Source organism: Gracilibacillus sp. D59 (assembly GCF_052246695.1).
Taxonomy (GTDB): domain Bacteria; phylum Bacillota; class Bacilli; order Bacillales; family Amphibacillaceae; genus Gracilibacillus.
This window is the reverse complement of record NZ_JBQQCK010000005.1, coordinates 212,094-224,734: the sequence shown is the minus strand read 5'-3', so window position 1 is coordinate 224,734 and position 12,641 is coordinate 212,094. Positions and strand designations below refer to the sequence as shown.

Here is a 12,641-nt window from a genome sequence, read left to right as displayed (position 1 = left end):
TTAATCCCTACTAAAAACTTTCATGAAAAAAATAGAAAAGCATATAGTGTAGTAAAGACAAGTCAATAATAGGTGGGATTATATGAAAATAAAAGTGGTCTCTTTTATCGCAATAGTTTCTTTAATAGTGTTTTTTAGTCTATATTACTTCAGTCAACCTGACGAACCTCGAATGGTTCTTTATCATAAAAATCCTACACAAATAAAAAGTGAAAAGGTTCATTTGCCAGAGGATCATACATTAATTGTTCAACAAAATGCAGTATGGAAATATGTAAATCAAGATGTTGATAATTTTGTATCAGTTTATGGAAAACCAGATCGAAAAGACCCTTCAGTTTATGGCTTCGAATGGTGGGTATTTAAGCAAGATGATATCTATATACAAGTAGCAGTGGAAAACGACATGATAACTAGTATCTATTCCAATGCTGCAACATTAGACTTCCGTCCGATAGTAATTGGGCAAACAATAAAGGAAATTAAAGAAGTGTATCAATTACAAGAGGAAATAGAATTTGATCATATTCGTTTTAAACTGACAAAAGAAGATTTACAACAAAGGCCTGTTATAAGGTTGTCCGAAGAAGTATTTGGTCAATTATATATCGATCAATTCACAGAAAAGTTAGCAGGTATACGAGTTATGAACAAAGAAGTATTTGAGCTCTTAAAACCATACGAACTATACTATACGGGTGAATTAGAAGAAGCTAGTCAACCAGATGAAAAGCAATGGAAAGCTATAGAAGAAGGCTTAGAGCAGCAGGTTTTTGATTTAACAAATGAAGTGCGTGCGATACATGAATTGGATACATTAACTTGGGATGATCAGGCAGCAGATGCTGCAAAAGCACATAGTAAAGATATGTTTGAGGATAATTATTTTTCCCATTACAGTTTGAATGGGGATGGGCTGAAAGAACGTTTGTTAGCTGCTAATGCTAATTATTTATCTGCTGGAGAGAATATAGCAGCTCATTATATTGATGCTCCAGCTGTCATTCATGGATGGCTTAACAGTAAAGGACATAGAGAAGCCTTACTTAAAGAAGAATATACACATCTAGGTGTTGGTGTTTTCCAATCATTTTACACACAAAATTTCATTCAAAAATAATGCAGAAAGCACAAAAATAGGCCATTTGCATATATTGTGGTAGAGAAGTTGTAAGAGAGGAGTACAGCAATGAGTGCATCGAATCCTTCTGTACAACAATTTAAGGCATTTATTCGTGAACATCCACTTTTAATTAAGGAAATTAAACAAGGAAAAGTAAGTTTACAAGAGGCTTATGAACAATATGTTTTATTAGGTGAAGATGATCCTTCCTGGAATAAATATAAGCCTAATCAAGAGAAAAAGGATTCAACAGATACTTCCACAAATCAACTATATCAAAAGGTATGGAAACATTTAGAGAAATTAGATGTGAATCAAGTAGAAACCCATATTAATGATTTAAATGGCGCAATAGATAATATTTTGACATTGATTGATCAGTTTAAACACTTTCGCAATAATCAAACTAGCCAATCACAATCAGACAATAGTTTCTTTTATAAACCGAAGGACTAGGAGGGTTTAGATGGAGCCTGAGACCTACCGTTTTATTCAGCAAAGAGAAGATTTGTGGCAGTTTATTCGATTGAATCCTGAGTGGTATCGATATTTAACAAGAAATCCGAATAGAATTGGGGAATTGGAATTACAAGCAAAGCAATTTTATGGAAAAACTCTACCTCAGCGTATGGAAAAAGCACAACAAAACATGCAGATGATACGATTATTAATGCAAATGGCAGGCTCTTGGAATGATTAGAGTTCTGCCTCTTTTATTTCTTCCTGATAATTGGTATGATAAAGATATGGAGGTGTTAGAGTTATGTTAGCAACAGTCGAAATTGTTGATATTTTAGATAAATCAGAAGCGCTTGGTCAGATGGTTTTAGAGTCTGATGTCATGCAGGATTTTTATAAAGCAAAAGAAGTAATGGAGCAAGACGAAAAAGCACAGAAGCTAATTAAGCAATTTAATGATATTAAAGAGTCCTACGATGAGGTGGAGCGTTTCGGCAGATACCATCCCGATTATAGTAAAATTATGAAAGAGATACGTGTAGCCAAACGTGAGATGGATATGCATGAAACTATTGCAGCATATAAAATGGCTGAGACCGATCTTCAAAAATTTCTCGATGAGATTAGTCAGTTAGTGGCTTTTAGTGTCAGTGATAAAGTAAAAGTTCCAATGGACGGTGCAGCACTAACAGATGGTGGATGTGGTTGTGGATCCGGAAGTAGTGGATGTGGCTGTAGAGCTTCTTAGCGAAATGCAGTGAAAAGTGAGGTGGCTTTATGCTAGTAAAAAGACAAGGATTAATTGTTTGGTTTCATCAAATGAAGCACGTTAAACATATTAAAAAATTCGGTCATATGGTTCATGTGTCGAAAAAGTTAAAATATGCGATGTTATATGTTGATCAAAATAAAGTGGATGATACATATCAATCGCTAATAAAATTACCTTTTATCACAAAAGTGGAACCTTCCTATAAACCATTTATTAAAACGGATTATGAAAATAAAGTGTTTGAAAAAGAAGAGAAAGAAAAAGAATATGACTATAAAATGGGCATATAAAAAAACAACCTGCAGTTTATAAATAACTGCAGGTTCTTTTTATTTTCTTTATAAAGAAAATAAAAAGACAAAGGGAGAGGAGAAACCGGAGGAAGAACTTATGGGGAAATGTAAGTCTTCTCCGTATTTAAGCAACTTTTTATGTTGCTACATTTAAAGTTTGTACAAAACCGATTGCTTTTATACAAAGGAATTTGAGAATTTCGTTACTTTCATGCTATAGTAAGAGAGATTTAAAAGCAGAAAAGAGGGGATTGTTTTGAGAATAATTGCTGGTGACTTTAAGGGTAACAGAATTCAACCAGTTCCTAATCAATTAACACGCCCTACCGGTGATAAAATAAAGGAGTCTTTATTTCAAATGATCGGCCCTTTTTTTGATGGCGGAATTTGTCTTGATTTATTTGCTGGTAGTGGTGCTTTGGCCATAGAGGCCATTAGTAGAGGGATGAATCAAGCGATATTAGTGGACAAACAACCAAAAGCAGTTTCTATTATTCATCAAAATGTGGATCATCTACATATTAAAGATAGGGTTGAAATATACCGTAATGATGCATTTCGGGCGTTAAAGGCCATTCAAAAAAGAGAATTACAGTTCGATACTATTTTTCTGGACCCACCGTACCATAAAATGTCGTACGATAAGTTGTTGCAAAGTATTACATCGGCCGATATTGTGAAAAATAACGGACTAATTATTTGTGAGCATGATCCTAATACTATAATCGACGATGAATATAAAGGATACTATATCTGGAAAAACGAAGTATACAACAATACTACAGCGATCACGATTTTTAAGAAAGGTGTGGAAGATAATGACTAGACTAGCAATTTGCCCTGGAAGTTTCGATCCGGTCACAAATGGTCACCTTGATATTATTCAACGAGGGGCAAAAGTTTTTGATGAAGTAATTGTTGCTGTTTTTAACAATCAAGCAAAAAAGCCACTATTTACTGTGGAAGAAAGAGTTCATCTCTTGCAAAAAGCTACAGAGGAAATCGATAACGTATCAGTAGATGCATGTAGTGGCTTATTAATGGATTATGCTAAAAGTAAAAATGCGCAAGCAGTATTACGTGGATTAAGAGCTGTATCTGATTTTGAATATGAATTACAGATTACTTCTATGAACCGTAAATTAAATGAAGAAATAGAAACCTTTTTTATGATGACTAATAATCAATATTCTTTCCTAAGTTCAAGTATGGTAAAAGAAATAGCAAAATATCAGGCAAATGTATCAGATTTAGTACCACCTGTTGTCGAAGAGGCACTAAAAGGAAAATTTAACAGTATTTAATCTTTTTGTTTCACTGAAATGACAACATAAACAAATAATGCAGACAAGGTGACAAGGAAACCAACTTGCTCGAACATCAGGTATAAATGGTGGATGTTGTCAACAGATGGTTGTGCCAAGGCAGATATAATCGTATCATCTGTTGTTAGCTGGCTTTTATATACAGGGACATATAAGAGACATACAATAATGCCGGCGATTAGACCATGTAACAAGCGTGCAAAGAAATAAGGTGTGAATTGTATGTCTGTCTCAGCAAGTATGCTGGCAACTTGAGCTTGTACGGAAAAACCGTTAAAAGCGAGGATAACCGAAACTAAAATGGCTTTAATTAAAGTAGAACCATTCGTGTTCGATACTTCATTTGCTCCTATTGTGATTTCAAAAAAACCTGATAATAATGGTAAAGCCATCTCTCTTGGTATTTGAAACCAGCTTAAAATAACGGCGATTCCTCCTGATAAAAATTGAGCAATATGAACCTCTCGTAAAATTTCAGTTAGGACAGAAAAAAGAATGATAAACCCACCGACAACAAGCAACGTTTGGATAGAATGTGTTACAGAATCACCTAATATTTTCCCAAGTGTTCTTTTATCCCTCATCCTTGCATGATGGAGTTGTGTCAATGCTTTTGAGATGGAAAAGTGGTGTGATGAAATACGATTTCTTTCATGTTTTTTGTAAAACCGCATACAAATACCGACAAAAAAATTACTTGTATAATGAGTAATAGCAAGTAAAATTCCTAGTTGATGATCATGAAAAAAGCCGATAGATACAGCTCCAATAATAAATAATGGGTTAGAGGCATTCGTAAAGCTGACAAGCCTTTCAGCCTCTGTTTTTGATAATTGATTTTCTTGTCTTAATCTTGCAGTGAATTTTGCCCCTGATGGATAGCCACTAGCCATTCCCATCGTCCATACAAATCCACCTACTCCTGGAACATTAAATAATGGCCTCATCACAGGTTCAAATAATACTCCGATAAAATGTACCACGCCAAAAGCTATTAATAACTCTGCTACAATAAAAAAAGGTAATAATGAAGGGAAGACAACATTAGCCCAAACATCTAAACCTCTTTGACTAGCTTGTAGCACTTCTTGAGGAAAGACTATAATCATAGTAGCCATAAATACGGAACACGATGCATACATAATTGAAAACAACTTTTGCTTCAAGTTTTGCACTCCTTTAATAGCACTTTTCTGTACCTTTATAAGAATGAGTAGTAAAATATGTAGTGTTTTAAGTTTGTCCTTCATTTAAATATACGCATCTGTGCAGATGAAATATGACATTATCAATACATAAAATTGAAAGACTGCAAGAAAGAAGGGATTAGATGTATCAAACCAAGAGCAAAGTAAGAATAGTTGGATTTTTCATAGCGTTGATTATTATTTTTTTATTGTTTACGTATCAGTTACCTTATTACATTCATAAACCCGGACATGCAGATCCACTTAATCCGGTTGTAGAAGTAGAGGGGGCGTCTGAAAGTGAAGGTGATATGCATCTTGTAACTATCCAAGGTGGTAGAGCTACACCATTTCAATATGTAATGGCTTTATGGCGAGATTATTATGATATACTTCCGGTAGAGGATGTATTACTAGAAGGTATGACAGATGAGGAATATCGTCAAATGCAGTTAATGATGATGGAAAGCTCACAAGAAGCATCAACAGTTGTTGCATATCAAGCAGCAAAAAAAGAGATTAACATTACTTATGAAGGGGTTTATGTTGTTTCAGTTGTAGAGGATATGCCTGCAGATGGAATCTTACAATCAGCAGATGAGATCATTGAAATAGATGGACAAACGATTAAAGAAGCAGATGATCTTATCAATTATGTGAAAACGAAGAATGTTGGTGACAACATATCGTTAACCATTAAACGGGGTGACGAAACGTTTGAAACTGATATCACTTTAGAAGCTCTTAAGGCATTAGATGGAAAACCAGGAATCGGAATTCAGCTTGTTACCAATCGAAGTGTTACGGAATCACCTGAATTAACTTTTTCTAGCGGTGATATTGGTGGCCCTAGTGCTGGTTTAATGTTTGCGTTAGAAATATATGACCAATTAACTGAGGAAGATATTACGAAAGGTTATCAAATTGCTGGCACAGGTGAAATTGATTATCAAGGTAATGTGGGGAGAATTGGAGGCATAGATAAAAAAGTAGTCGCAGCAGATCAAGAAGGTTGTGATTTCTTTTTCGCACCTAATGAAAACGGCAGAGAAGATTCTAACTATCAAACAGCTAAGAAAGTCGCTGAGGAAATCGGAACAGACATGGAAATAATCCCTGTTGACACTTTCGACGAAGCACTAACTTATCTCCAAAACCTGTAAATAAGGGATCCGTTCAACAGTGAAATTTAATCATATATTATTACGGTGTTAATCGTCCGTAAAAACCCTCTTCAAGGTTCGAGTAAATCAAAGAAGCTAAGCGGAAGATAACGGATGCTACCACCCTGATAAGTTTCACTAACCATCAGTGGAAAAAAAACACTGATGGAAGACTGAATTTATAAGACGCCCTCATTAAATGGGCGTCTTAAATATTGGCTTTTGATATGCTTGTCTTGTTAAGTATTGTTGGGAAGCTAATGGTAATATACTATAATAAGCATGATCAACTCGTTCCTCAAATGCTTGATAGGGATAAGGCTGCTTGCTGCTTGTATACCAATTTACCTCAATATCTTTTTTCTTAGTGCTTAAATAGTGTTGACCATTTTCACTCATGGCTAAGATCCGAATGGCGGATGGTTGTTTTTCAGCCAGGAATACATCGATTTCTTTGGAGTATGTATTAGTCAGGATGTGTGTAAATACTCGTTGTAAGCTTGTCCACGTATATCTTTTTGTTTTTAATAATTCCATCCAATCTGAAAAAGACTCTGCTTTTTTGGCAGTGTTAATTATTCGATTCTCTAAGCCTTCTTTTATACCGTGAATGTTAGCAAATTCATCCTGTCTCATCGTTAATACCCGATATTTTAGTAATGGGAAATATGCTTCCCAATAATGCCAAGAATCATGAGATTCCTTATAAGCCTCCATGGCTTCCTTAGTTATGGAAGGAACTGCATCGCTTAAGTCGTTTACGTTTGTTTGATTGGACAGTAGTTGTTTTCGTATGCTTGTTGCACTAGCTATTGAATCAGTGATTTCTTGATCATGATAATTATTTTTAATACGTTTAATCGTATAAGGGGTTATGGTTGTATGTAAATCATATATATTTTTGACATATTGATACCCCAGTATATTATTTGGTTTGGCAAAATCAATAGCCAGATTTTCGCCACCAATTTTGGAAAAGGCAATGCCATTTGCTTTAGGATAAGAATGACCTTGATTTAAAGCATTTGTCAAATAAAGATCATAGTCCTTTTGGTTTTCTGTAATGAAATGATACAATGCGTTAAAATCGTCTATTGTTCCATGTTCACTTCCGAAACATAAGGAGTCGGTTTGTAGACTGTCCAAAATTTTGACTGCACCTTTTGCAAAAAGTTCACTATGTTGAACCGCATAAAAATAAGGTAGTTCAATTACAAGGTCAATCCCTTGTTGTATCGCAATTTTTGCTCTTGTGAACTTATCGACTATAGCTGGTTCGCCCCGTTGTAAAAAGTTTCCGCTCATTACTGCAATCATACATTCGGCTCCTGTAACGAGCTTTGCCTGTTGAAAGTGATAGTGATGTCCGTTATGATAGGGATTGTATTCAACTATTAAACCACATGCTTTCATAATAACCTCCTCTGTCATTTGTGTAATGAATGATCTTTTGAGTTAATGTGCATGATAAGCATATTGTTGTAAGTAGTATATCATAGAAAGCAATAAATGTTTGTTCTGTAAAGAAAAAATATTGACAAATAGTTCAATACATCTTAAAATATTTCTTGTTGCCTTGAGGTGAATGTAATGAAAATATATATCCAAAAACTTAAGCAGTCACAGGGAGAATCCGTTTCTTTTCATGAGGAAGTAGATATCTCAGATATTGCGGAGTTAGAAAACGATATCCGACGAATCGAACCAGTTTTAGTAGATGGAACAGCTAGGATGGATGGTGAAGATATTACCTGTGATTTTCAAATTCAAGGAACGATGATTCTACCTTGTGCAAGAACATTAGTAGATGTACCGTATGACTTTTCCATACATGCTATCGAAACTTTTACGACATCTGCTTATCGTGAGGAAGAAGAGGTATATTTAGTTAATGGTGAGGTACTTGACTTAACACCATTTATCAAGGAAAATGTACTATTAGAAATGCCTTTAAGAGTGTTTGCTGATGAAGATAAATTAGAAGCAAATACGATGAAAGAAGGTAATGGATGGACACTGGTTACGGAAGAAGAACAATCAGAAAAAGTTGATCCACGCCTTGAAAAATTGAAGTCATTATTAGATGACAAAAGTAATGAGAAAGATAGTAAAGGATAGATCTTTACTTCTCTTTAAAGGAGGTGTAATGCATGGCAGTACCAAAGCGCAAAACTTCAAAAAAGGTAAAAAACCAACGTCGTACTCATAAAAAATTACATGTACCAGGAATGGTAGAATGTTCAAATTGTGGTGAATTAACTAAACCACACCATGTATGTAAATCTTGTGGACAATATGATGGAAAGCAAGTAGTAGAACAATAATTTGATATGTTGTACAACAGGTAGTGTAAGGGATGAGATCTCTTACACTACTTTTTTTTTCACTATACATGGATATATCAATATATGGAATATCGTAATAAGAAAAACACAAGCATTACTGCTAACTACCGATCAAGTTTTTCTAATATTTATGAACAATATGTCTATCTCTTCTATTAATTGCATACATTGTATCAAGAGTAGAGGAGGTGGAGTTGTGCAAGGGAACCGACAAGATGCTTGGACTAGTGATGAGGATATTTTGCTGGCTGAAACGGTATTGCGCTATATACGTGAAGGAAAGACACAGTTAGAGGCATTTAAGGAAGTAGGAGAAAAATTATCACGAACTTCAGCCGCATGTGGTTTTCGTTGGAATGCAACATTAAGGAAACAGTATGATGAGGCTATTCAGCTGGCAAAACAGAACCGTAAGAAAATATCTTATGAGTCTCAACAAAAACTAGATAATAGTCATTCTGATCAACCAAACATTCATGAAGTGATTCAAACATTAGAGCGTCTGCAAAAATACTATCAGGAAATAGACCATCAGGAAGAAATGCGTAAATTAGTGGAGGAAAATAAACAATTAAAGCAAACTTTATATCAACATCAAGTATTTCTTGAAACCGTGCAGCAAGCAATGGAAAAGTTAAAGCATTAATTCATTAATATTATGAAATGGTAACCTCATCGTTATGATGGGGTTTTTATGTTTTTGGAATTGTTTTTGTTATAAATTTAAAAAATGTTGCTTTTTACATAAATAGGAGCATCAATAACTAATGAAATTTCTGTGTAGTGTAGCTTGCGGAAAAATGCCCCCTTTCAACGGTCACGGAAAGGGGAGCATTCTGCCGGAGCAATTGGCCGCACTCATCAACATTTAGATTCGAAAAAAGTAATTCTAACTTCGCAGTTTATGTTTACTGTGGCGATTAAAAGGAATAAAGTATAAGAATTCAAAAAAGGAGCTTGCACAAGTTCAAAAGTCTTATATAATTAATATAAAGTGACCAAAAGTAATGGTCTAAAAGTTGTGAAAATAGAAAAAGTGAGGGTATCATATGATAGAAGGTTTGTACTATCTACTTGCATTTATGATTACGCTGCCGTTTGCTATAACATTATTAGTTTATAAATTATCGTTTAAGTTTGTAGGTGAAAAACGATATTGCTTTCATTTAGCAATTGATACGACTACTATATTGTATATTGCATCAGTTGCCGCTATTATTTATTCTGTTTTTTCGATAAACCCTATGAGTTATATTATAATCCTATTATTATTCATTTTAATGGCGTGTGTCTTTATTCATTGGAAAGTGTATGCTGATATTATTTTTGCTCATGTCTGGAAGCGCTTCTGGAAAGCGACATTTTTATTATTTTTCACTTTACATATTTGTATTATTTTATACGGGATTTTTTATAATATAAGTACAGTTTTGTAGCGAATTCATCTTCATAAACAAATTATGTGCTTTTATCGTTTGCATTATGTACAATACTATTGGATTACTATTGTATATATTGAAGATAAAGGAGCAGTTCATTAATGCGTATCGAATCCCAAAGACTCGATTTACATAATAAATTTATCATGGATTATCAAGGGGAAGTACAGGGTTTGTTAGAGCATTTTGATTATAATCCTTATAATCAAAATGTTTTTGAAGAACGTAAGAACGATTTAGCAGAACATAAATTTCAAAGAGATGCCCTTGCTGATGTGTTAACATCAATAAATCAACGCTGGTTGGCTTCAGAAGCAACACATCATAATATTGATCGACTAAGAGATGAAAATAGTGTCGTTGTAATTGGAGGTCAACAAGCAGGCATACTAACTGGTCCACTTTATACAATTAATAAAATAGTCTCCATCCTTTCATTGGCAAAGCAACAGGAAGAGTTACTAGGTGTACCGGTTTTACCAGTCTTTTGGATTGCGGGAGAGGACCATGATTTTGATGAAGTAAATCATATTTATTTGCCGGACCAAACAGAACTTCATAAATACCCCATTAACGATGATCATAAAGAAAGAACTTCAGTATCTAATCGTAAATTAGATAAAGAACAGGCATTTGTTTGGTTGGAAGCCACTTTACGTTCACTACAAGAAACTGCTTATACAAAAGAATTGTTACATACTTTGCGTGATAAGTTATGGAAAGCAAATACTTTTGTTGATTTTTTTGCATCATTTGTACACGATATCTTTGCTGATACTGGCATAATCCTTGTTGATTCTGGTGACGCTGAAGTTCGGCAATTAGAATCGGCATACTTTCATGAAATAATTGTAAAGCAGCCGGAAATAAGCCAAAGTGTTTACCGCTCGTTACATTCAATGCGAACAAAAGGTTATCATGTTAGTGTTGATGCCAATGAACATGATGGTCATTTATTTGTAGAACAAGATGGAGAAAGAATATTACTTCAACGAGATGGTCAAAACTGGGTTGGAAAGAATAAAGAATGTCAATATACTAACCAAGAGCTTTTGGAAATAGCAAAAAATACACCAAATCGATTGAGTAATAATGTTGTGACTAGGCCATTAATGCAGGAATTGTTATTTCCTACCCTAGCTTTTTTTGCAGGTCCAAGTGAAGCTGCCTACTGGTCTATTTTAAAGAATGCATTCCATAGTATTTCTTTGAAAATGCCACCTGTATTGCCAAGAGTGTCGTTAACATTAGTTGAACAGAAAACGGTAAAACTATTAAATAAGTATAATATTGATCCCAACTCGGCAATTAACTACGGGATTCAGGCTGAAAAACAAAATTGGTTATCAGCTCAGACAAACAGACCGATTCAGGAAATAACGAATCAACTAAAAGAAACCATTAGTCAGGGGCATCAACCATTAAGAGATCTAACAAAAGATTTAACAGATGATATCTCACAATATGCAGATAAAAATTTGCAGTTGTTATTGCAGCAAGTAGATCAGCTTTCCAAAAGATTGAATAAGGAATTTTCAAATAAATATCATGTGCAATTAAAGGAATTCGATTATATTCAAATGCATTTAAAGCCTGATAATGGGTTGCAAGAGCGAATTTGGAATATTACTTATTTTCTCAACCTTCACGGATTTGAATGGATCAAACATATAAATAGTTATACGTTTGATTGGAAAGAACAACATTATATAGTGTACTTTTAAAAAAAGGTAATTGGTTTCAGCCAATTACCTTTTTTATGTGGTGAGAAAGTATTTTAGGTGATGTTTACGCAAGCGCCCAAAATTATGAACGTGAACTGGTTGATTTATAAATAGGTTATATCTGTTGTTTTATACTTGAAATTATATTGGTATATTTTGTAATATGTATTTAAGTAAATGCGAGGGGGGATTAAAGATGTGGAATAAAATATATAGGTGGGTATTAAGTATTTCTGTTATTGGAATTATAGGTTTAATTACTTACATTGGCATTAATATATATTTAGATAATGAAACCCGATCAGAACAGAAGGCTGTAGTTAAAAGTGAAGTAGAAGAGCTCGAGGAAGAAAAAACAGATAATAAAGAAGAATTGGCGTTAACGGAGTTATCGAAAGATAAATTGGCAGAAAACAATGAAAAAGGCTATTTAAATGTATTTGGTGACCCGAAATCTAAAGATGAAATTACGGAAAAAATGTTTAAAAAATATTTGAATTACATGGCTCACCAAAAAGTATATGCTGAACAAATGTGGGGGTTCTATGAGATCACACCAGAAAGAATTGATTTTCTTTTGGAGGTGTTAGAAATTAAAACATATGAACAAGAAGAGGTATATAAAGATATTTTAACAAGATGGAAACAAGGAGAATTCTCCCAAGCAGTAGAAGATCATAATAAAGTATGGAAATTACAAGACGGGAATGTAGGTAGAGCAACCCGATTATTAACAGAAGAAGAAGAACAAGCAATTTTGGATAGGTATAATTAATAAAGCCCACGTTTGTGGGCTTTATTTTGTGAATGT

General features: G+C 34.1%; 16 protein-coding genes. 14 read left to right on the top strand and 2 right to left on the bottom strand.

What is annotated here, in order from left to right; genetic code table 11:
- Window positions 1–82 precede the first annotated feature (82 nt).
- From ACTWP4_RS11095 to coaD, 7 genes are all read left to right on the top strand, one after another.
- Window positions 83–1,120: a CAP domain-containing protein gene (locus ACTWP4_RS11095; protein ID WP_443128824.1), complete on the top strand. Its 1,038-nt coding sequence runs from the start codon at window positions 83–85 to the stop codon at window positions 1,118–1,120.
- A gap of 69 nt (window positions 1,121–1,189) precedes the next feature.
- Window positions 1,190–1,579: a spore coat protein YlbD gene (gene ylbD, locus ACTWP4_RS11090; protein WP_443128823.1), complete on the top strand. Its 390-nt coding sequence runs from the start codon at window positions 1,190–1,192 to the stop codon at window positions 1,577–1,579.
- Window positions 1,580–1,589: 10 nt separating this feature from the next.
- Window positions 1,590–1,823 (top strand): YlbE-like family protein, encoded by a 234-nt coding sequence (locus ACTWP4_RS11085; protein ID WP_443128822.1) that lies wholly within the window; start codon window positions 1,590–1,592, stop codon window positions 1,821–1,823.
- A gap of 63 nt (window positions 1,824–1,886) precedes the next feature.
- Window positions 1,887–2,330 (top strand): YlbF family regulator, encoded by a 444-nt coding sequence (locus ACTWP4_RS11080; RefSeq protein WP_443128821.1) that lies wholly within the window; start codon window positions 1,887–1,889, stop codon window positions 2,328–2,330.
- A gap of 29 nt (window positions 2,331–2,359) precedes the next feature.
- Entirely contained in the window at window positions 2,360–2,644 is a 285-nt protein-coding gene (locus ACTWP4_RS11075; RefSeq protein ID WP_443128820.1) for a YlbG family protein, read from the top strand.
- Between the two features lie 259 nt (window positions 2,645–2,903).
- A complete protein-coding gene (gene rsmD, locus ACTWP4_RS11070) occupies window positions 2,904–3,473 on the top strand; it encodes a 16S rRNA (guanine(966)-N(2))-methyltransferase RsmD (protein WP_443128819.1) in 570 nt (189 codons plus the stop codon).
- Entirely contained in the window at window positions 3,466–3,951 is a 486-nt protein-coding gene (gene coaD, locus ACTWP4_RS11065; protein WP_443128818.1) for a pantetheine-phosphate adenylyltransferase, read from the top strand. Before rsmD ends, coaD begins: the two co-directional genes overlap by 8 nt.
- Here coaD and ylbJ read toward each other — a convergent pair.
- Complete coding sequence (gene ylbJ, locus ACTWP4_RS11060; RefSeq protein WP_443128817.1) at window positions 3,948–5,138, bottom strand: sporulation integral membrane protein YlbJ; 1,191 nt, start codon at window positions 5,136–5,138, stop codon at window positions 3,948–3,950. The genes coaD and ylbJ overlap by 4 nt on opposite strands.
- A gap of 164 nt (window positions 5,139–5,302) precedes the next feature.
- Here ylbJ and ACTWP4_RS11055 point away from each other — a divergent pair, with 164 nt between their 5' ends.
- The gene (locus ACTWP4_RS11055) at window positions 5,303–6,322 is read left to right on the top strand and encodes a SepM family pheromone-processing serine protease (protein ID WP_443128816.1); all 1,020 of its coding nucleotides are present in this window, start codon (window positions 5,303–5,305) and stop codon (window positions 6,320–6,322) included.
- A gap of 195 nt (window positions 6,323–6,517) precedes the next feature.
- On the opposite strand, the gene ACTWP4_RS11050 is transcribed toward ACTWP4_RS11055, so the two are convergent.
- A complete protein-coding gene (locus tag ACTWP4_RS11050) occupies window positions 6,518–7,735 on the bottom strand; it encodes a nucleotidyltransferase (RefSeq protein ID WP_443128815.1) in 1,218 nt (405 codons plus the stop codon).
- Between the two features lie 177 nt (window positions 7,736–7,912).
- Here ACTWP4_RS11050 and ACTWP4_RS11045 point away from each other — a divergent pair, with 177 nt between their 5' ends.
- The 6 genes from ACTWP4_RS11045 (at window position 7,913) to ACTWP4_RS11020 (ending at window position 12,605) form a co-directional block, all read left to right on the top strand.
- Window positions 7,913–8,440 (top strand): YceD family protein, encoded by a 528-nt coding sequence (locus ACTWP4_RS11045; protein ID WP_443128814.1) that lies wholly within the window; start codon window positions 7,913–7,915, stop codon window positions 8,438–8,440.
- A 32-nt stretch (window positions 8,441–8,472) separates the two neighbouring features.
- Complete coding sequence (gene rpmF, locus ACTWP4_RS11040; protein WP_035721631.1) at window positions 8,473–8,646, top strand: 50S ribosomal protein L32; 174 nt, start codon at window positions 8,473–8,475, stop codon at window positions 8,644–8,646.
- 217 nt (window positions 8,647–8,863) lie between these two features.
- Window positions 8,864–9,313, top strand: coding sequence for an RsfA family transcriptional regulator (locus ACTWP4_RS11035; protein WP_443128813.1), 450 nt, complete (start codon window positions 8,864–8,866; stop codon window positions 9,311–9,313).
- 403 nt (window positions 9,314–9,716) lie between these two features.
- Complete coding sequence (locus ACTWP4_RS11030; RefSeq protein ID WP_443128812.1) at window positions 9,717–10,103, top strand: DUF3397 family protein; 387 nt, start codon at window positions 9,717–9,719, stop codon at window positions 10,101–10,103.
- Between the two features lie 104 nt (window positions 10,104–10,207).
- Window positions 10,208–11,830, top strand: a complete 1,623-nt coding sequence (bshC, locus tag ACTWP4_RS11025) for a bacillithiol biosynthesis cysteine-adding enzyme BshC (protein ID WP_443128811.1) — start codon at window positions 10,208–10,210, stop codon at window positions 11,828–11,830.
- Window positions 11,831–12,026: 196 nt separating this feature from the next.
- Window positions 12,027–12,605 carry a DUF6241 domain-containing protein gene (locus ACTWP4_RS11020; protein WP_443128810.1) on the top strand — a complete coding sequence of 193 codons (579 nt, stop codon included), beginning with the start codon at window positions 12,027–12,029 and terminating at the stop codon, window positions 12,603–12,605.
- Window positions 12,606–12,641 lie beyond the last annotated feature (36 nt).

Excerpts from the sequence above, each read along its gene's own strand:
- rpmF (WP_035721631.1), top strand. The coding sequence starts at position 8,473 with ATGGCAGTACCAAAGCGCAAAACTTCAAAAAAGGTAAAAAACCAACGT.
- ACTWP4_RS11045 (WP_443128814.1), top strand. The coding sequence starts at position 7,913 with ATGAAAATATATATCCAAAAACTTAAGCAGTCACAGGGAGAATCCGTT.
- bshC (WP_443128811.1), top strand. The coding sequence starts at position 10,208 with ATGCGTATCGAATCCCAAAGACTCGATTTACATAATAAATTTATCATG.
- ACTWP4_RS11080 (WP_443128821.1), top strand. The coding sequence starts at position 1,887 with ATGTTAGCAACAGTCGAAATTGTTGATATTTTAGATAAATCAGAAGCG.
- ACTWP4_RS11030 (WP_443128812.1), top strand. The coding sequence starts at position 9,717 with ATGATAGAAGGTTTGTACTATCTACTTGCATTTATGATTACGCTGCCG.
- coaD (WP_443128818.1), top strand. The coding sequence starts at position 3,466 with ATGACTAGACTAGCAATTTGCCCTGGAAGTTTCGATCCGGTCACAAAT.
- ACTWP4_RS11020 (WP_443128810.1), top strand. The coding sequence starts at position 12,027 with ATGTGGAATAAAATATATAGGTGGGTATTAAGTATTTCTGTTATTGGA.
- ACTWP4_RS11085 (WP_443128822.1), top strand. The coding sequence starts at position 1,590 with ATGGAGCCTGAGACCTACCGTTTTATTCAGCAAAGAGAAGATTTGTGG.
- ACTWP4_RS11055 (WP_443128816.1), top strand. The coding sequence starts at position 5,303 with ATGTATCAAACCAAGAGCAAAGTAAGAATAGTTGGATTTTTCATAGCG.
- ACTWP4_RS11075 (WP_443128820.1), top strand. The coding sequence starts at position 2,360 with ATGCTAGTAAAAAGACAAGGATTAATTGTTTGGTTTCATCAAATGAAG.
- ACTWP4_RS11050 (WP_443128815.1), bottom strand. The coding sequence starts at position 7,735 with ATGAAAGCATGTGGTTTAATAGTTGAATACAATCCCTATCATAACGGA.
- ACTWP4_RS11095 (WP_443128824.1), top strand. The coding sequence starts at position 83 with ATGAAAATAAAAGTGGTCTCTTTTATCGCAATAGTTTCTTTAATAGTG.
- ylbD (WP_443128823.1), top strand. The coding sequence starts at position 1,190 with ATGAGTGCATCGAATCCTTCTGTACAACAATTTAAGGCATTTATTCGT.